The sequence below is a fragment of the Dyadobacter sp. AC419 genome (genome assembly GCF_979253085.1).
Map to the genome: position 1 here is coordinate 73,054 of NZ_CEEDCD010000015.1, position 19,880 is coordinate 92,933.

Here is a 19,880-nt window from a genome sequence, read left to right on the forward strand (position 1 = left end):
ATTCAAAAATATTACCATGCTTCAACATCTTTTCAAACTTATCTGGAATAAAAAGGGCACGCATTCCCTGCTTATTATCGAAATCCTGGCCTCTTTCTTAGTGCTTTTCGGCGTGCTGTCGCTGATCGTTTTTAATGTGAGAAATTATTTGCAACCAATTGGTTTTGAGTATGAACAGGTCTGGAATCTGGACTTGGCTAAAAATCAGGATACGGTGGAAGTGGCTCATAAACTTGCTGGTGTGATGGAACGCATCAGATCCTATAAAGAGGTTGAAGTGGCAACGAGAATGAGCAGTAATACACCATTTTCGGCCAGTCAGATGAGTAGTTCGATCACTTATAATAAAGTTACTGTGGGTGCGGATTTCTACCATACGGATCCGGATTTCAACAAAGCACTCAATTTGCCGCTTATCAAAGGGCGGTGGTATAAGAATGGTGACCGGGTAGCAAAATTTATCCCTATTGTCATCAATAAGGCGATGGAAGACAAGCTTTTTCTGAACGAGACAGCATTGAATAAGGTCATTAAAAACGATGACAAAAGCGCTTACAAAGTTTTAGGCATTGTAGATAATTTCAAGGCCAAAGGTGAATATATGTCGGACAGTCCCGCAGTTTTCGAAATGCTTGCGAACGACGACGGCTGGAATTCCAATGTGCTGATCAAGACCAAGCGCGGCACAGATGCGAATTTTGAAGCCAAGCTTGTGAAAGACATTGCCATGATGTTGCCTGGCTGGGGAATCGAAGTCAGTTATTTAAAAGAATCACGGCTTAACCGGCAGAACCTAACGCTTGTTCCGGTGATTATCTTCCTGATCGTCAGTGTTTTCTTGCTTACTAATGTTGCGTTGGGACTTTTTGGGATATTAAACCTTAATATCTCGCGCAGGAAAAACGAGATCGGGTTGCGGCGCGCCATGGGTGCAACGGAAGGCCGGGTAACGATCCAGTTTTTAGGGGAAATATGGGTTTTGGCGACATTCAGCCTTATTATCGGTCTGCTTTTTGCCATCCAGTTCCCGCTAATGAATGTGTTTGATCTCGATAGCGAAATTTACATTACATCGATATTTGCATCCATTGCCATAATTTACCTAATTGTCACCCTCTGCGCCTGGCTCCCCAGCAAACAAGCCTCACAAATCCATCCGGCTGTGGCGCTGCATGAGGAATAATGTTGAATGACTGCCTTGATAAAATATGCTCTTAATAGTTGACGACGATTTGGCGATACGGACTTCTTTAATCCTGCTTCTTAAAAAGGAGGGTTTTGAGGTGAAAGGCGTGGGGTCGCCGGAAGAAACTTTTGAAACTTTAAGGACGGTGACGCCGGAGCTGATTTTGCTTGATCTGAATTTTTCCATTGAAACTTCGGGCAAAGAAGGCATGCAATTGTTGCAGCAGATTAAGCGGAAATATCCCGCCATTCCCGTGATCCTTATTACCGGGTGGGGCACCATTGATCTGGCTGTCAAGGGGATGAAGGAAGGCGCGATTGATTTTATTACCAAACCCTGGCAGAATGATTATCTGGTTCAATCGGTGCGAACCATTCTTAATTTAGCCCAAAGTGTTCCGCTTTCCGGCACGCGTAAAAAGTTAGAAAAGCAATATCAGTTTGAAAATATCGTCGGTCAGGACCCCAAACTGCTGGACATTCTCGAAACCGTGGGCCGCGTTGCGTCTACCGATGCCGCTGTGCTCATTACCGGCGAAAGCGGGACGGGAAAAGAGCTTATTGCGGAGGCGATCCACTTGAACAGCAAGCGCAAATCGCGTCCGTTTGTGAAGGTGAATCTGGGCGGCATTTCTTCGACATTGTTTGAAAGTGAGCTGTTCGGACATGTTCGCGGTGCTTTTACGGATGCCAAAGCAGACCGGTTAGGCCGCTTCGAAATGGCGCATAAAGGTTCTATTTTTTTGGATGAAATCGGTGAGCTGGACCTTTCAAGTCAAGTGAAATTGCTGCGGGTGCTTCAAGAACGCACTTTTGAGCCGTTGGGAAGCAGCAAAAGCCGCACGGTGGATGTTCGTGTTATTTGCGCAACGAACAGAAATCTGGAAGAAATGGTGGCGCAGGCCACTTTCCGAGAGGATCTTTACTATCGGATCAACCTCATTACTGTGAAATTGCCAGCCTTGCGCGAGCGACCGGATGACATTCCGTTGTTGTCGGAATTTTTTGTTAACAACCTGAAAACCATTTATCAACGGCCCAATTTACGCCTGAGCGCGGCTGCGATGAAATGGCTGAAAACGCTTCAATTGCAAGGCAACATTCGTCAGTTGAAAAATTTGGTAGAACGGACGGTTTTGCTTTCCGGCTCGGATACATTGGACATTGCCGATTTGCAAAAGAATCTGACTGGCGGCGCACAGCCTTCCGTCCAGAAAAATCTGCCTGAGGTGGGAGCGATCACATTGGAGGAAATGGAATATCAAATGATTACCAAAGCCATGCAATTTCATCAAAACAAGGTCAGTAAAGTCGCCCGATCGCTTGGAATCACACGTTTTGCATTATATCGGAGACTTGAAAAATACGGAATTGCGTTTGAATCGGAAGACGCATGAGGTTATCGACGAAGGCCAAATACATTGTCTACATAACGGCACTTCATGTTGTCCTGATCTTTCTCGTCTATCGGATTTTATATCAGGACAAACTCCTTTTTATCGGTTCTGAGGCTTTTTTGCTGCTTTCTGCTATCGTTTCCATTCAGATTTACCGAAATTTTATGCAACCTATCGAATTTGTGAGATCCGGGATTGAAGCCATAAAGGACAAAGATTTTTCTATAAAATTTGTCCCGACGGGAAAAGGTGAGGTTGATACATTGATTGAAGTTTACAACCTGATGATCGATCAGTTGCGCGAAGAGCGGACGTGTTTGCATGAACAGCATTACTTCCTCGAAAAGCTCATTGCCGCGTCACCGATCTCGATTGTGATCCTCGATTTTGATGATAGAATCGAATCTTTGAATGTGAAAGCGCAGGAATATTTTAAGGATGAAGCCGATCATTTGAAGGGAAAAAAGCTGGCTGAAACCGGTCATATCCTCCTTGCAGAACTGGCTTCGCTGCAAGATGGCGAGTCAAGGGTTGTCAAAACCAATGGCGTTACAATGTTCAAAGTGCAGCGCTCACATTTCATGGATCAGGGTTTCAGACGCTCGTTTTTAATGATCGAAGAGCTGACAACGGAAATTCTGGAATCGGAGAAAAACGCGTATGGAAAAGTGATACGCATGATGGCGCATGAAGTCAATAATACGCTGGGTGCGACGGATTCTATTTTGCAAACTACAACACATTTGCTTACAGATGAGTCTTTTATAGATGTGCGCGAAGCGCTTACCATTGCATCCGAAAGAAACCAGCGGCTAACGAGATTTATGCGAAACTTTGCGGATGTCGTGCGACTGCCTATGCCGGTTCTTGCGGTGGCGGACGTCAGTAAATTCGCGAACGACGTCACATTGTTCATGGAGCCAGCAGCGGCTCAGCGCGGCGTTTCAATTCAAACCTCCGTTCCCGACTTCCCCGTGACCAAAATGCTGGATTTGGGCCAGATGGAGCATGTGTTAGTCAATGTTGTAAAAAACGCAATTGAAGCCTGCAACAACGGCAATCAAATAAAAATCGAAGTTACCACCACTGGATTAACAGTTAAAAACAACGGCAAACCCATCGACCCCTCCGTAGCAACCCAACTTTTCAACCCATTTTTCAGCACGAAACACGACGGCCAAGGCATTGGCCTGACCCTAACAAGAGAAATCCTGGTCAATCACGGCTTCGAATTTTCATTACAAACTTATGGCGACTGCTGGACTGTTTTCGCGATTGTGATGTAGGTTTGACGCTAGTTTGCTCAACGAGACTGATAATTGCAGCTCATTAAATCCTCGAATCAAACTCTACGAACCTGAATCGCAAATGCATTCGCGGGATTCGCAACAATCATTTGGGTTATCTCGGCGTCACTTATGCCTTTTGATTTTAACAATGGCAATAATTTATCGGGGATTGCTGTGTAACCCCGGAATTCGCCGCCGTCGGGTTCGCCTGGTTTATACCACCCTGCGTCGTGGGAAAGAAGGATTTGTTTGAGGAAACCTTTGGATTTTAGAAAAAGGATGAGCGTTGCAATTTTGTCAACATTATCCTCGTCGACGCCGTCTAGGCTGATCCAGCAACCGCTTTTCGCAATGCGCTCACATTCATCGTTGGTTCCGCTCGCATGCACCCATACAAATGCAGCTGGACTGACGCCTGCTTTTTTCAAGATTTCAATTTCCTGTTCAGCGGGTAGGGCGGGACCTGTGTGAGAACAAATTGTTAGTCCCGTTTGCAAGTGAGTAATGGCGGCAGCTTTAATCAGCTTTTGGTGAATGTCCGACAATGGTCCGTTATTAACCCCGGTTTTGATAAATCCTGGCTTTATATTGGTTCCATCAATGCCGTTTTGAAACTCACTAATCCAACGCTTAGCAAGCTGCTCGGCCGTTTCAGTAAATGCGAATGCTGGCAGATATTTGTTGTCTGAGGCGCCATAATAGCCTGTATTTGTAATAATGTTCAGGCCCGACTTGTCAGAAAGTTTTTTTAGCAAAGCCACATCACGACCTAAAAATGCAGGCGTACATTCGAAAATACTTTGAAAGCCTCTTTGCTTTATTTCAAGAAGATAAGGAAGCACTTTTGCAATGACCGAATCATTATTCCAGCGGTCATTTGAAATCTTGTCAGCTCCGATAAAATCAACAAGAATATGCTCATGAATAAGCGTCTTGCCAAGGTCAGTGGTGCTTATTTTACCATTGACAGAAAATGTAAACGGTTCTTCAAAAGGAAGTTTTCCCAATAAAGGCAAACCCGCAAAAGCCGCAAAGAACATTCTCCGCGATATAGTGTCAACTGTCGATTGCGTGTTTGCTGCCTTCATGTTTCTTTATGAAGCGGTGCGTTTTTATTCTCACTCAACCATCACGAAAGGAGTAGGGCTGAATGAGATAATGAAGATAATTAATGCGCAGACTCCAAGGATAATTCGAGGGGCGTCGAGTGGTTCGTTTTCGTCTGTATCCGGATGCCGGATGCCTAAGAAACGGCCCAGAATGAAAATGAATGGTAAAAAGCCTGTTGATCCTTGCCAGTCGGGGCGAATGTAGGAGACAGCAAACTGGCCAACAACGACGATAAGCGCCAGCATAAACCCGGTTGCCGGATTATCACTTGCTCTTTTGAAACAGATGTACAAAAAGTAAATGTAAATGGCTAGATAAAAGAAGCGCTCATAAAACACAGCATTATTGCCAGTTGCAAATGACTCGGCTGTGAAAAGCCCTAAGCCCGCATAAAAGGCAAACAGACCGAATAGAATTGGAGCAACAACGTCAAATTTTTTCTTGCCAATCAAACCGTAAAGAATGTGCCCGCCGTCCAGCTGGCCGATAGGGATCAGGTTTAAAGAAGTGAAGAAAAGAGCCAGATAACCTGCGAAAATGTACGGATAATGAATCATTTCGTACTCATGCGGCAATCTGGCAGGGTCGGCGATGTAGGTTTTGAACAACCAGAAAAGAATGTTATCGCCTAATGCAATGTTGCCGGAAGCATTCTCATAAGCAAATTGCGGATAACTTAAACCGAAGCGCGCATATTCCGGGTGAACCGAAAAAATGTATTCTGCGGGCGGCAAATGCGTGAATCCGTACCAGAGAACAGCCAGTGCAGCAATAAAGCCAGCGAGCGGACCGGCAATGCCAATATCGAAAAATTTAAGACGGGAGCGAACGACAGACTTAATGCGAATGAATGCGCCCATAGTCCCAATGCTGTTGGAAAGGCCAAACCATAATGGGATGTAATAAGGCAGCGTAACTTTCACCTGATGCGCCCGCGCAACAAAATAATGCCCGAATTCGTGAATGGTCAAAATCACCAGAAAGGGAATCGAAAACTGAAATCCCTGCAAAAACTGTGGCCACCCGAGCAGTTTCACACTTTCATCATTAACAGGCTTTTCGGCACCAGCGCCGGCAATCATGTATGCGAAGTCGTAAACGAATGAAAATATGTTGCCATACATCCATTCCGCCCCAGCCATCGTTGTCGTGATGATCGTAAGAACAAAAAGAAGGGCCTGAATGAAATAGGTGCGTGTGTTAGACTGCATAGTCTTTGAGATATTCCAGGATTGTTATCGGTTTTTGAACATGGATTGTGTCAATTCCCAATTTGGCAGCAGCTTCAATGTTATCACGGTTATCATCCAAAAACAGCGTTTCTTCTGCTTTAAGGCCTGCTTGTTCCAACACTTGCTGATAAATTTTAGGATCTGGCTTCATCAAACCCATTTCATAAGAAAGGAAAACCGTCTCGAACAGGTCGTCGAGCTTTTCCACACCTGTTGAAGCTTCTAAAATTTTGTTGACTTGCGTAATGTGGATGGAGCTCGTGTTGCTCAGCAAAAACAGGCGGTAATTTTCAGAAAGCTTTTTGAGCAATTCAACTCTTTCAGGAGGGAGGTCCAATAACAGGCTGTTCCAGGCTGTGTCAATGGCTTCGTCAGAAAGGTCAGAAAAATTAAGGATTTTCCGCACATAATTGCGGAAGCCAATTTCGTCTAACTGACCCGTTTCAAATTGCCTGAAAAGTGCATTCTCATTGAAAATTGTCAGGATTTCGGCTTGTTCCCTGCCGCTGAGCTCGGCAAAAGATTTTGATGCAACAGGCACATCAATGTTCAGGATTACGTCGCCGAGATCGAAAATGATATTCTTAATTTTGCTATTCTTCATTGCGAGGATTTATTCAACAACAACACCCATTGCACAGAATTTCTCAATGCGCTGGTCGATTCTGTCCTGATTTTCGATTGCAGCAAGCTCATTTATATTTTCCAAGATAACCGTTTTCAATGTTTCGGCCATCCAGTTATGATCTAAATGCGCGCCACCAAGCGGTTCTGGAATGATGCCATCAATGAGTCCATTCTTTTTCATATCCTTGGCAGTGATCTTCATCGCTTCTGCTGCCTGCTCCTTAAAATCCCAGCTTCTCCAAAGAATTGCAGAGCAGTTTTCAGGGGAAATAACTGAGTACCAGGTGTTTTCTAACATTAAAACACGGTCGCCGATCGCAATTCCCAGCGCACCGCCGGAAGCACCTTCACCGATCACAATGCAGATCACTGGCACTTTTAGCATAAACATTTCCTTCAAATTCCGCGCAATCGCCTCGCCTTGTCCGCGTTCTTCTGCCTCCATCCCCGGAAATGCGCCCGGTGTGTCGATCAGCGTAACAATAGGCTTGTTGAATTTTTCAGCCAGCTTCATCAAACGCAGAGCCTTCCGGTAACCTTCCGGATTAGGCATTCCAAAATTACGGTGCTGTCTTTGCTTGGTATTCCGGCCTTTCTGCTGTCCTATAAGCATAAATGACTGCCCGCCCACATTCGCAAGACCGCCTATAACGGCCGGATCATCACGAACCTGACGGTCGCCGTGCAGTTCGATAAATTCGTCGCAGATCAGCTCAATGTAGTCGAGCGTATACGGACGATCCGGATGCCTTGAAAGCTGCACGCGCTGCCAGCGGGTGAGATTTTCAAATATTTCTTTTCGAAGATCTGTTATATTGTTTTCCAACAACGAAATGGCATCGGAAAAATTAACATTATTCCCCTGTGCCAATGTTTTCATTTCTTCGAGCTTGCGTTCGAGCTCGGCCATAGGCTTTTCAAAATCCAGGTATGTTCTCATATTTAGGTTCTTGTTTGTTGGGCTTGGGACAGATCAAAGTTCGTAAGTGCGTCCCCGCAAAGGTATTTCTACCGATTTATAGCCGTTTTCTTCAATTTTACTCTGGAAATCAGCCATGCTTTGCTGTTCCCCGTGCACCAGAAAAATGCCTTTCAGCTTCTCCGGATCTTGTATTTTGATAAATTTCAACAGATCATTCTGATCTCCGTGGCCGCTAAATACGTCAATTTTTTCAATATTAGCCAAGACCGGCAGCTGCTTTCCGCGAATTGAAATCGTATCTTGCCCATTCAGAAGCCGCCATCCAAGCGTGCCTTCGGAAGCGTAGCCAATCATCAGAATTGTAGCGTAAGGATTGCCGATATTTGCCTCGACGTGCTGCTCCACGCGCCCGCCCTGCACCATTCCGGACGATGAAATAATAATGCACGGCTCATTGTAATTTGAAACCGCCTTGCTCGCATCCGAACTTTCCAGATAGATCAGATTGTCGAAGTCAAAAAGCATATCATTGTCTTCCTGAAATGTGCGCGCCTCCTTATTAAGCAAGCGGACGTGACGCTGATAAACCTTCGTGCTGCTATGTGCTAACGGGCTGTCGGAAAACACTTTAAGATATGGAAATGAATGATCCATATAAATCTTGTTCAGCGTATAAAGCAGAGCTTGCGTCCTGCCGACACTGAAAGAAGGAATGATCAGTCTGCCGGGAATGTCAATGCAGGTGCGTTTGATCACGTCAGCCAAAGCGTCGACTGGCGTTCCCTGATCTTCATGAAGCCTGTTGCCGTATGTGGATTCGCAAATGAGATAATCGACCTGCGGGATTTCCTGCGGATCGATCAGAAGCGGATAATTGCTGCGGCCAATGTCGCCCGAAAAGCAGATTTTCTTCTTCTGCCCGTCTTCATACACTTCAAGCACAATGTGCGCAGCACCCAATAAGTGGCCAGCCGCGTAAAAAACGATTGTAACATTATCGGCAATCCGGTAACGCTGCCCAAATGCGACAGGAACGAAGTTATCCAGCGCTTCGGTTACGTTTTTCTCAACGAAGTAGTCCATCGGAACTTCGCGTTTCTTCTTGCCTCTTTTTTTGGAAGATGCATTTGCGCGCGCATTCAGGCGCTTTTGATGCAGATTAGCCGCATCTTTTAATAATAACGACGTAAGCGCCAATGTCGGTTCGGTACATACAACCCTTCCTTCAAAACCATATTTATAAAGGTTAGGAATGTTGCCTGAATGGTCAATATGAGCGTGTGTTAAAAGTACAGTATTGATTAAACTCGCATCAAAAGGAAATACACTTTTTTGCTCTTCATACCTGGTTTTTCTACCGATCTCATCTAAGTCAAAGTCAGAGCCGCAGTCAATTAAAATTCGGTAATCGTCTGTTTCTAAAAGAAACATGCTACCTGTAACCTGCTGCGCAGCTCCCCAAAATGTCAATTTCATACGTTGGAAATGGGGTGTATCTTACAAAAGTACCAAAAAAGCGGCTGAGAATTGGAGATTACTTACTAGTTTAGATTTGGTATCTATCCTTATGCAGGTGAAAGTCACCCTTCTAAATTAATATGAAATTCTGTCCGCTCCTGATTTTTCTTTTTTTCTATGTTCATGCCAATGCGCAAACGATTGACAGTGTTGCTTTAAATAATTTTCAGGATGCCGTGTTGGAACTTGAAAACAGTGAATTGATGCGCAGCGGTTCCCTTTCCGTCAGTGTGAAAAAAGTTAAAGAAGGAAGTAATGTTTTCGCTTTAAATGCCGAGCGCTCGCTGCCATCCGCTTCCACATTGAAGTTGGTTTCCACCGCAACGGTCCTTGCTGTTTTTGGCGGCGATTTTAAATTTCAAACTTTTCTCGAACACGACGGCGTAATCAGAAATGACACATTAGTAGGCAATTTATACATTCATGGCACTGGTGATCCGTCATTAGGAAGCGACCGGTTCAAGGGATATCCAACAGGAAGTGAGCTCATTACGCGCTGGACAGCAGCGGTTAAGAAGGCAGGGATTCTATTCATTAAAGGAAAAGTAATTCCTGACGCATCTTTTTTTGACACCGAAACCATTGCCAGCACCTGGATCTGGGGCGACATTGGCAATTACTACGGAGCAGGCGTGCAAGGGCTGAATTTCAACGAGAATTTATACAGAATCAAGTTTAAACCCGGCGTGGATTTCGGTGATCCTACATCGTTTCTGGGCATTGAACCAGCGATTCCTTATCTCACATTTACCAATCAGGTGACGACAGGTGAAAAGGGTTCGGGTGACCAGACCATTGTTTACAGCAGTCCGCTCGGCAATGCAGTTGTGCTAACGGGAACCATTCCAGCCGGTTCGGCCACTTTTTCAGTGAAAGGTTCTATTCCAAATCCTGCTGAATATGCAGCTTTTGCATTGAAAAAGAGCTTGGTTACCGCGGCAATCGGAGTAGGCGATAATGTCATTCCGCAGCCTGGCGTGCCCGCTGCAACTGCTAATCCCAAGATTATTTTGGACAAATATGAGTCACCGCCATTGCGGGACTTGTGCCAGCAGACTAATTTTTGGAGCATTAACCTCTTTGCAGACACTTTTCTCAAACAAGCCGGAAAAAGACTGACAGGAAAATCAGCATTTGACGACGCGGCAAAAGCTGTAACCGGTTATTGGTCGGGAAGAGGAGCGGATCTGAGGGGATTTTATATCAAAGACGGCAGCGGACTTTCACCATCAGGTTCCATCACCACGCATAGCCTCACCGACATTCTTAATGTGGCCAACAAGGACGCCAGCTTCAACGATTTTTACAAAAGCATTGGCATTCTTGGCTTGAACGGCACCGTTCGTAACCTCGGAAAAGGGACGAAAGCGGCTGGAAATATGCATGTAAAAAGCGGGTCCATCGAAGGGACCCGCGCTTATGCTGGATACGTAACGTCTAAGTCCGGCTCAATGCTGAGCTTTTCGATCATTGCGCACAAATATCTTCCGGGCAGCACCCGCATCATCACCGACTCGTTGGTCAAAATTATGGCGCTGATGGCAGAGCTTTGATGCTTACTGCACCTTTTCGATCACCAGATTATGATTCGTGTAAATACAAAGGTCAGCAGCGACGGTTAATCCTTCGCGCACCATTTCTTCTGCGGTAAGGTGGCCTGCATGTTTTTTCAAAGCCTGCGCTGCGGATAGTGCATAATTTCCACCTGAGCCAATGGCCGCAATGCCATTTTCCGGTTCCAGAACATCGCCTGTTCCTGATATCACGAGGATTTCTTCTTTATTCGCGGTGATCATCATTGCTTCCAATTTGCGCAGATAGCGATCTGTGCGCCAGTCTTTTGCAAGCTCGATCGCAGCGCGCTTCATGTTGCCGCCGTAAGCATTCAGTTTCTCCTCAAATTTTTCCAGCAGGGTAAATGCATCGGCCGTCGAGCCCGCAAAACCAACCAGGATTTTTCCGCCCATTAGCGTCCGGATCTTTTTTACATTGCTTTTAGCAACTGTATTGCCCATTGTAGCCTGCCCATCTGCCCCAAGTGAGACGGTTCCGTTGTGAAGCACCCCAAGGACGGTGGTCGCATGTATTTTTTCCATAAATTGATTTTATACTAATTCGTTAAACCCCTTACAAAACAAAAGTGCCAGGTCGCGAAACCTGACACTTTGTACATTTATTAAATCATTACAATTAAAATCTACTACTTTTTAATCAAGTCAATAATCAAATCCTGCTTAGCAAGTATAGTTTCCTGCATTCTCGATAAAAAATCCTGTTTAGCAGACATTTTCTCTTGTTCGGTCAGCGCTGACTCCTGCATTCTCGATAGGAAATCCTGTTTAGCAGATATCATCTGTTGTTCGGTCAACATTGACTCCTGCATTCTAGACAAAAAATCCTGCTTAGCCGACATTGATTCCTGCGTGACAAACATTGTTTCCTGCGTGTCAAACATTGCTTCCTGTTTTTCGGAGATCAGTTTCTGAATCGCTTTCATGGATTCTTGGTTTGAAAGCACATCTTTAAAACGAACATCCATTACATCCAACCGAATTTCAACGTTGTCCATTCGTCCGGATATGTCAAGTTGATTGTTAAGCAAAAATGCGACGTTGTCGCTCTGCCTGTTAACAGTCTCGCTGATTCTCATGACGAGATCTGTCAAATTATCAATCTTCTTATCCGTCTTGTCCTGCTTAATTAACAATTCGGAAATCACAGGCTCTAACTGATCTAACCTTTTGTCTGCGTTCATAGTGTGTTTGTGTTTAAATGATAAATAGATTTTCTATACCAACATGCTCATCGGCTCTTCAAGCAACTTCTTAACTGTGAGCAGGAATTGAGCGCCTAGTGCTCCGTCTACTACACGGTGATCTGCGGAAAGCGTTACTTTCATGATGTTTTGCGGATAAACCGTTCCATCTTCTTTGAAAGCAGCCACTTTTTTGATCGCGCCGATTGCCAGAATACAAGAATCTGGTGGGTTAATGATGGCTGTGAATTCGTCTACGCCAAACATTCCTAAGTTAGAGATAGAGAATGTGTTGCCTTCCCAATCCTTAGGCTGCAATTTCTTGTCTTTCGCTTTGCCAGCAAGATCTTTCACCTCGCCAGAAATCGTCGAAAGCGTTTTCTTGTCAGCATCGCGGATCACCGGAACGAGCAGACCTTCATCCACTGCGACGGCAACACCAATATTTACATAATTGTATCTTCTGATTTTATCACCCAGCCAAGCCGAGTTAACAGCCGGATGTTGTTTCAATGCAACTGCACAAGCTTTAATCACCATATCATTGAATGAGATCTTCGCAGGGCTAACTTCATTCAACTGCGGACGCAATGCCATCGCTTTGTCCATGTTGATCTCCATTGTTACATAGAAATGCGGCGCTGTAAACAGACTGTCGCTCAATCTGCGGGCAATGGTTTTACGCATTTGCGAGATTGGCGAATCTGTAAAGTCGCCTGTGGCGGGAACATTTGCAGCAGGAGCCGATTGTTCAGCTTTTGCAGGCGCAGATGCTGCCTGAGCAGGAGCTTCTGTTTTTGGAGCGGCTGCCGCAGCAGGTTTAAATTCGTCGACATCGCGCTTAACGATGCGACCGTTGTCACCACTGCCACCAACCTGGCTCAGATCAATACCTTTTTCGTCAGCGAGGCGTTTTGCCAAAGGAGATGCTTTAATACGATCGCCAGAATCAGCAACGGAAACGGTTTTATCGGCTCCATTTGATGATGCCTGCGCAGCAGATTGGCCTTCGTCAGCAGCACCAATGTTCTCTACTTCCGCTCCGCCTTCGCCATTTTCACGGGCAAGCAAAGCTTCTACATTAGCGCCTTCTTCACCGATTACAGCGATAATTCCGTCCACGGGAACTGCCTCGCCTTCTTTAATTCCAACATATAAAAGCGTTCCGTCTTCGTACGCTTCGAGCTCCATAGTGGCTTTGTCGGTCTCAACCTCCGCCAATATATCGCCTGATTTTACTTTATCACCAACTTTTTTTTGCCATGACACCAATGTTCCTTCTTCCATTGTGTCACTCATTTTCGGCATCCTTACCACAGCAGCATTGATTTTCTCAGCTGTTGCAGGGGCAGGTTTTTTAGCCGGTTCAGGAGTGGCGGTTTCAACAGCAGGAGCTGCCGCCGGAGCCGCACTTTCTTCCGCTTTCGCAGCGCCGTTGGTGCTTCCACCTTCAAGCAATGATTTATAGTCTTCGCCTTCAGAGCCAACAACTGCCATAATGCCGTCTATTGGAACTGCATCGCCCTTGTTAACACCAATGTATAGAAGAGTGCCGTCATAATAAGATTCAAGATCCATCGTCGCTTTATCTGTTTCGACTTCTGCGATTATTTCACCTGATTTTATTTTATCGCCTACTTTTTTGTGCCATTCTGCGATAACACCTTCTTCCATGGTGTCGCTCATCTTGGGCATACGAATTACTTCTGCCATATCGCTTGTTAAGGTATTTTAGTTTCTTGGTCTAAAAATTAGATTTCAGTCAAAATTACAATAAAACGCGAATAGCTGTCGCCTTTCACTTCATAAAATTGACCAGAACAGCGCTTGGCTGGAACTTTGAGAATTAATCAATTGATTTTCAACACGGCCATAAACGCCTCCTGCGGGATTTCCACATTACCAACCTGGCGCATGCGTTTTTTACCCTTTTTCTGTTTCTCGAGCAGCTTTCTTTTCCGGGAAATATCACCACCGTAACATTTTGCCAAAACGTCTTTACGCATCGCCTTAACGGTTTCACGCGCAATGATTTTCTGACCAATGGCAGCCTGGATTGCAATTTCAAACATCTGACGCGGGATCAGTTCTCTAAGCTTTTCGCAAAGTTTTTTGCCCCATTCGTAAGATTTTGTCCTGTGCACAATAGCCGAAAGTGCGTCAACCGGCTCGCCGTTCAGCATGACGTCCAGCTTAACCATTTCCGATTCCTGATAACCTGCCAGCTCATAATCGAGGGAAGCATATCCGCGGGAAATGGTTTTTAATTTATCAAAAAAGTCGAAAACAACTTCCGCTAATGGGATAAGGAATTGAAGCTCAACACGTTCAGACGTAAGGTAAACCTGGTTTTTCAGGATTCCCCTTTTATCCATACAAAGGTTCAAAATAGGACCAATATAATCTGATTTTGTAATGATCTGTGCATTGATATAAGGCTCTTCAATCCACTTAATGTGGTTGGGCTCAGGCATTTCCGAAGGAGCGCTAATGTTCAAAAGCTGATCTTTCGTGTTAATAACCCGGAACTGAACCGACGGCACCGTCGTAATCACGGTCATGTCAAATTCGCGCTCCAAACGCTCCTGAACGATCTCCATATGCAGCATTCCAAGGAAACCGCAACGGAAACCGAAGCCAAGTGCCGCAGAAGTTTCCGGCTCCCAAACGAGGGCCGCATCATTCAGCTGCAACTTTTCCATTGCCTCGCGCAACTCTTCAAATTCGCTGGTGTCAACAGGGTAAATTCCTGCAAAAACCATGGGCTTAACCTCTGAAAAACCAACGATCGCATCCGTCGCAGGCCTGTCTATATGGGTGAATGTGTCACCAACTTTAACTTCTTTTGCAACCTTAATTCCTGAAATAAGATATCCAACATCCCCACATTCAACGACTTGCTTTGGAATTTGTGCTAAACCAAGCGTTCCGATCTCATCCGCAATGTATTCTTTTCCGGTGGCCATGAATTTGACGCGGTCTCCTTTGCGGATGCTTCCGTTCTTAACACGGAAAATAACCTCAATTCCTCTGTATGAATTGAAAACAGAGTCAAAAATCAATGCTTGTAAAGGTGCTTTCGGGTCACCAACCGGAGGCGGGATCCTTTCGACGATCGCATTCAGGATTGCCTCAATGCCGATTCCTTCTTTTCCGCTGGCCGGAATAATGTCATCGCGCTCGCAGCCGAGCAGATCCACCATTTCGTCTTTGATCTCCTCAGGCATTGCACCCGGCAAATCTATTTTATTAAGAACCGGAATGATTACCAGATCATGGTTAATCGCCAGATAAAGGTTGGAAATCGTCTGTGCTTCGGTTCCCTGAGATGCGTCCACAAGCAGCAGTGCGCCTTCGCAAGCTGCAATGGAGCGGGAAACTTCGTAAGAAAAATCGACGTGACCCGGCGTGTCGATGAGGTTAAAAGTATATTCTTCACCTTTATATGGATAGGTCATCTGGATCGCGTGGCTTTTGATCGTGATGCCTCGCTCTCTTTCCAAATCCATGTTATCCAGCAGCTGGGCCTGCATTTCGCGCTTGCTTACAGTGTTTGTAAATTCAAGCAAACGGTCTGCTAATGTGCTTTTCCCGTGGTCAATATGGGCAATAATGCAAAAATTACGGATTTTCTTCATGAAAGTAGTTACTGTTCCAACGCCCTGCACGTAAAAGTCTGACGCAAAGCATCTGCAAAATTACGAGGGTAATTAATATTTCAACAGCTTTTCTCACCGAAGTTGCAACTTAAAGCAAAACGCCAACAGAAATGCGCTCCCTGCACCGGCTAGTCAATAGAAACCATCGCCTTAATCACACCGTTGGCCGGATCCAGCCAGCCTTCAAATTCATCCTTAACCTGCCCGAAAGCCACGCGGTGTGTAATGTAAGTCGTTGGATCAATGAGGCCGCTTTTCATGCTGTTGATCACATGTTCAAAATCGGCGCGCGTGGCATTGCGGCTGCTCATTAATGTGGCTTCCCGTTTGTGAAATTCAGGATGGCTGAAACTGATCTCGCCTTTTTGAAGTCCTACAAGCACATAACGCCCGCCATGTGCGAGATAACTGAAAGCCGTGTTGATAGCCCGCAGATTTCCCGTTGCATCCACAATAACCGTCGGCATGTCGCCATTTGTGATTTCGGTAAGCTTTTCCAGGACATTATCTGTCAACGCATTGACTGTATGCGAAACGCCTAATTTTTCTCTGCAAAATGCCAGTCTTGAATCATTAACGTCCAGCGCAATGACATTGGCGCCAGCGATTTTGGCAAATTCCATCGTCCCTAGTCCAATCGGACCTGCGCCGACAACCAAAACGGTTTCTCCTGCCTCAACATTAGCCCGGCGAATCCCGTGTGCACCTATCGAAAGCATTTCTACCAGCGCCAGTTCATCAAAGCTCAAACCGTTGCCATGCACGAGTGAGTAGGAGGGAACAGACAAATATTCTGACATGCCGCCGTCAATGTGTACGCCCGAAACGCGAATGCTTGTGCAGCAATTGGGTTTGTTATTGCGGCAGGCAATGCATTTTCCACAATTAAAATAAGGAATAAATGTTACGGCTTCCGCGATTGCAAAACCTTCTGCTCCGTCCGTTTCAACGATTTCTCCCGCCAGTTCATGGCCGAGAATTCTTGGGTAGTTAAAGAAGGGCTGCGTTCCTTCGAATGCATGCAGATCTGTTCCGCAAATTCCGATCCGTTTTATTTTTAAAATGGTGTTGCCCGTTGAAAGCGCCGGTTTTTCGGCCTGCTCGTAAGCAAATTCACCAGGTGTTGTGCAAACTAAAACTTCCATAAATGGACTGAACTTAATTTTTGTTGAGAATATCAGGAATTGGCCAATGCGCGATCCAGATGAACATAACCGCCATCCACATAAACAAGCTGACCCGTTGTGTGGCTCGAACGCTGCGACAGCAGGAACACCGTCATATTAGCGATTTCTTCCGCCGTCGTCATCCGGTTTTCCAACGGAATGTTAGCAGTGATCGATGCCAGTTTTTCCTTTGGGTTCGGCAAAGTTTCAATCCATCTTTCATAAAGTGGCGTCCAGCATTCAGCTACAACGACAGCATTTACACGAATGCCGTATTTCAGCAGTTCCACAGCCCATTCACGGGTAAGCCCATTTCGGCCACCATTGGCTGCGGCGTAGGCAGAAGTGCCTCCCTGGCCCGTATCGGCAGTTTTTGAGGTAATGTTTACAATCGCGCCTTTTGAAGCTTTCAAAGCAGGCAATGCATGGTGTGCCATCAAATAATAATGGACAACATTCTTGTGCAATGAAGCCATGAAGCGCTCATAATCACCGCTTTCCAAGCCTACACCGTCATTTACGCCAGCATTGTTCACCAGTCCGTCTATGCGGCCGTATTTTTCCAAAACACCGTTCACCGCTTGTTCGCAAGCTGCCGGCTCTGTAAGCTCAGCAACAACCTGGAAAGACGAAAAGCCCTTGCCGGAAAGTTCGTCGACTACTTTTTGATTGTCCTCAGCATTGCGGCCAACGATCACGGGGATAGCACCTTCTGCTGCCAAAACATGCACAATTCCTTCGCCTATTCCTTTTGCGCCACCCGTTACGATAACGACCTTATCTTTTAATTGTAAATCCATATGAGAGAAATTATAGCTGACATTGCGACGCAATTTAATGCGAAGCACCCAGCGTCACATTTTTGATTGAGTTATTTTTTATTGCAAAATAAAGCACGACAAGGAAACAAACAGCCGGAACGATATAAGCTGTTTGAATGGATGAAATATCAGAAACCTGTCCCATAATCACCGGAAACACTGCTCCGCCGACAATAGACATGATGACCAATGAAGATCCGATCTTTGTTTTTTCTCCTAATCCACGGATGCTCAGCGCAAAAATCGTCGGGAACATGATCGACATAAAGAACTGGACGCCTACTAATGCATAAACCGCGATCATGCCCTCGGTTAACACAGCTAAAATGAGCAAGCCGACATTAATAATGCTGTATAATGCAAGTAACCGCGGTGGAGCCACAAAACGCATGAGATAAGTTCCGATGAAACGACCGATCATAAAGCTCAGAAATGCGCCGGAGAGGACATAGGCGGCTGTTTTTTCATCAATTCCAGCCACTTTGTCGGAGAAACGGATGAAAAAGCTGCTGATACAAACCTGTGCGCCAACATAGAAAAACTGTGCTAAGACGCCCAAAATTAGGTTTTTTTCTTCCCAAATTGAGCCGCTAACCTTATCTGGTGAATCAACCTCGTCCTTGATTTCAGGAAGGGAAGTGCGCCAGATCATCACTGCGACAAGCAAAACGACAATGCCAATCACGATAAAAGGCATTTGAACCGAAGAAGCTTCTGCATTCAGATAACTATCGAGCTGTTCGGGTGACATGGCTTGCAGCTCTTGTTCGGAAAGCGTTTTTCCTGAAAGAATGAATGTTCCGCCCATTAACGGCGCCAGAAATGCAGCCAGCCCATTGAATGATTGAGCAAAGTTGAGGCGCTGGGTTGCTGACTCGCTGTCTCCGAGCACAGTAATGTATGGATTGGCGGCCGTTTCGAGTAAAGTCAGTCCGCTGGCGATCACAAATAATGCGAATAAAAAGAAGCCGAAATGCCTCAATTCAGCAGCCGGATAAAACAGAAATGTTCCAAAGGCGAAAAGCAGCAATCCAAGCGTGATGCCCGCTTTGTAACCAAACCTTTTCATGAACAGGCCTGCCGGCAAGGCAATCAGGAAATAGGCAATGTATGAAGCCGAGTCAATCAATGCGGATTGGAAGTCGCTAAGCTGACAGGCTTTTTTCAGATGTGGAATTAAAATTGGGTTCAGATTCAGGGCAAAGCCCCAGAGAAAAAACAGAGAAGTGATCAGAATGATAGCCAGCCGCGTTTTACGATCTGTCATAGAGGTCCGGAGTTAAATTTTCAGTACAAGTTATATTAACACCGTTTTCCTGCTTATCTACTTAATAGGGGCCCGATTTATCGGTCACGACCCCGAGCATTTACGGATGCTCAGCAATTCAAGCACACGCTCTCTTTTTCTCCTCGAAACGCCGATCCGCGTGCCATCACTCATCATAATATATGCATTCGAATTATTCAACTGAATGATGTGTAGTGCGTTAACCAAATGCTTTTTATGTGTCCGGATGAATTTATACGGTTCGAGTATATCCTGAAAGTATTTGAGTGTCCTGCTGGCAACGAATAATTTTTTATTGACCAAATAAATCTCCGTGTAATTGCGGTCGGCCTGCAAACGGACAATCTTGCGCAAGGAAAAGAAATAAATGCCATTAGTCGACGGCACCGGCAAGCGAAACTCTCTTATTTCTTTGTTTTCGTAGGGAGTAACAATTTGCTCCACCAGCGGACGCTTCCTATTGTTTGCGTTCCGATTGCTGATGTGCCGCTCAACAGCCTGTATCAGCTCGGTCGCTTCAATTGGCTTGAGCAAATAATCCAATGCATTAAAACGAAGTGCCTGAATGGCATATTGGTTATCCGATGTCATGAAAATGACATCAAACGTGAAATCCCTGAGCGCAAACAGAAATTCAAATCCGTTTTGAAAAGGCATTTCAATGTCGAGCAGCACGATATCCGGCGTGTACGATTGCAATATTTGCAGTGCATCCAGTCCCGAATTTGTTAGCCGGATCTCGGAAATTTCAGGAACCAATTCCATAATCAGGTGATGCAGCTTAGCAAGCACATCCATCTCATCGTCAATTATCAAAACCTTTATCATAAACAGGTGGCGGGCGTTTAGTTAACGCTTACCTCAGCGCTTATCCCAAACCAAAATATTGGTTCTTGGAAGAAATGCTCCTG

The 19,880-nt window shown here is 45.4% G+C and carries 17 protein-coding genes; 4 read left to right on the forward strand and 13 right to left on the reverse strand.

All coding sequences use genetic code 11. The annotated features are described in order from the left end of the window. Positions 1–16: 16 nt before the first annotated feature. The 3 genes from AC0IYG_RS07610 to AC0IYG_RS07620 are packed head-to-tail and all read left to right on the forward strand — an operon-like array spanning position 17 to position 3,868. Complete coding sequence (locus AC0IYG_RS07610; RefSeq protein ID WP_471710501.1) at positions 17–1,183, forward strand: ABC transporter permease; 1,167 nt, start codon at positions 17–19, stop codon at positions 1,181–1,183. A 25-nt stretch (positions 1,184–1,208) separates the two neighbouring features. Then, positions 1,209–2,582, forward strand: a complete 1,374-nt coding sequence (locus AC0IYG_RS07615) for a sigma-54-dependent transcriptional regulator (RefSeq protein ID WP_471710502.1) — start codon at positions 1,209–1,211, stop codon at positions 2,580–2,582. Further along, positions 2,579–3,868: a sensor histidine kinase gene (locus AC0IYG_RS07620; RefSeq protein ID WP_471710503.1), complete on the forward strand. Its 1,290-nt coding sequence runs from the start codon at positions 2,579–2,581 to the stop codon at positions 3,866–3,868. The genes AC0IYG_RS07615 and AC0IYG_RS07620 overlap by 4 nt, the downstream gene beginning before the upstream one ends. A gap of 56 nt (positions 3,869–3,924) precedes the next feature. Here the strand turns inward: AC0IYG_RS07620 and AC0IYG_RS07625 are convergent, their stop codons facing one another. Genes AC0IYG_RS07625 through AC0IYG_RS07645 form a run of 5 tightly spaced genes read right to left on the reverse strand, consistent with a single transcriptional unit; the run spans position 3,925 to position 9,238 of the window. Further along, the gene (locus tag AC0IYG_RS07625; RefSeq protein WP_471710504.1) at positions 3,925–4,959 is read right to left on the reverse strand and encodes a phosphotriesterase family protein; all 1,035 of its coding nucleotides are present in this window, start codon (positions 4,957–4,959) and stop codon (positions 3,925–3,927) included. Between the two features lie 30 nt (positions 4,960–4,989). Beyond that, positions 4,990–6,192 (reverse strand): site-2 protease family protein, encoded by a 1,203-nt coding sequence (locus AC0IYG_RS07630; protein WP_471710505.1) that lies wholly within the window; start codon positions 6,190–6,192, stop codon positions 4,990–4,992. Further along, a complete protein-coding gene (locus AC0IYG_RS07635; RefSeq protein WP_471710506.1) occupies positions 6,182–6,817 on the reverse strand; it encodes an HAD family hydrolase in 636 nt (211 codons plus the stop codon). Before AC0IYG_RS07635 ends, AC0IYG_RS07630 begins: the two co-directional genes overlap by 11 nt. Positions 6,818–6,826: 9 nt before the next feature. Beyond that, a complete protein-coding gene (locus AC0IYG_RS07640; protein WP_471710507.1) occupies positions 6,827–7,780 on the reverse strand; it encodes an acetyl-CoA carboxylase carboxyltransferase subunit alpha in 954 nt (317 codons plus the stop codon). A 33-nt stretch (positions 7,781–7,813) separates the two neighbouring features. Further along, positions 7,814–9,238, reverse strand: coding sequence for an MBL fold metallo-hydrolase RNA specificity domain-containing protein (locus AC0IYG_RS07645; protein WP_471710508.1), 1,425 nt, complete (start codon positions 9,236–9,238; stop codon positions 7,814–7,816). Between the two features lie 122 nt (positions 9,239–9,360). Between AC0IYG_RS07645 and dacB the strand changes: the two genes are divergently transcribed. Further along, positions 9,361–10,833, forward strand: coding sequence for a D-alanyl-D-alanine carboxypeptidase/D-alanyl-D-alanine endopeptidase (dacB, locus tag AC0IYG_RS07650; RefSeq protein ID WP_471710509.1), 1,473 nt, complete (start codon positions 9,361–9,363; stop codon positions 10,831–10,833). 3 nt (positions 10,834–10,836) lie between these two features. On the opposite strand, the gene hslV is transcribed toward dacB, so the two are convergent. The 8 genes from hslV to AC0IYG_RS07690 all read right to left on the reverse strand — a co-directional run bounded on the left by hslV (position 10,837) and on the right by AC0IYG_RS07690 (position 19,797). Beyond that, positions 10,837–11,376, reverse strand: a complete 540-nt coding sequence (hslV, locus tag AC0IYG_RS07655; RefSeq protein ID WP_026630438.1) for an ATP-dependent protease subunit HslV — start codon at positions 11,374–11,376, stop codon at positions 10,837–10,839. Positions 11,377–11,480: 104 nt separating this feature from the next. Next, positions 11,481–12,035, reverse strand: coding sequence for a hypothetical protein (locus AC0IYG_RS07660; protein ID WP_471710510.1), 555 nt, complete (start codon positions 12,033–12,035; stop codon positions 11,481–11,483). A gap of 33 nt (positions 12,036–12,068) precedes the next feature. Further along, positions 12,069–13,748 carry a pyruvate dehydrogenase complex dihydrolipoamide acetyltransferase gene (locus AC0IYG_RS07665; RefSeq protein ID WP_471710511.1) on the reverse strand — a complete coding sequence of 560 codons (1,680 nt, stop codon included), beginning with the start codon at positions 13,746–13,748 and terminating at the stop codon, positions 12,069–12,071. A 137-nt stretch (positions 13,749–13,885) separates the two neighbouring features. Next, positions 13,886–15,673 (reverse strand): translation elongation factor 4, encoded by a 1,788-nt coding sequence (gene lepA, locus AC0IYG_RS07670; RefSeq protein WP_471710512.1) that lies wholly within the window; start codon positions 15,671–15,673, stop codon positions 13,886–13,888. Positions 15,674–15,822: 149 nt separating this feature from the next. Next, positions 15,823–16,839, reverse strand: coding sequence for a zinc-binding alcohol dehydrogenase family protein (locus tag AC0IYG_RS07675; RefSeq protein WP_471710513.1), 1,017 nt, complete (start codon positions 16,837–16,839; stop codon positions 15,823–15,825). A gap of 32 nt (positions 16,840–16,871) precedes the next feature. Then, positions 16,872–17,660 (reverse strand): SDR family oxidoreductase, encoded by a 789-nt coding sequence (locus AC0IYG_RS07680; RefSeq protein WP_471710514.1) that lies wholly within the window; start codon positions 17,658–17,660, stop codon positions 16,872–16,874. A 34-nt stretch (positions 17,661–17,694) separates the two neighbouring features. Then, entirely contained in the window at positions 17,695–18,948 is a 1,254-nt protein-coding gene (gene fucP / locus AC0IYG_RS07685) for an L-fucose:H+ symporter permease (RefSeq protein ID WP_471710515.1), read from the reverse strand. A gap of 84 nt (positions 18,949–19,032) precedes the next feature. Beyond that, entirely contained in the window at positions 19,033–19,797 is a 765-nt protein-coding gene (locus AC0IYG_RS07690; RefSeq protein WP_471710516.1) for a LytR/AlgR family response regulator transcription factor, read from the reverse strand. Positions 19,798–19,880: the final 83 nt, after the last annotated feature.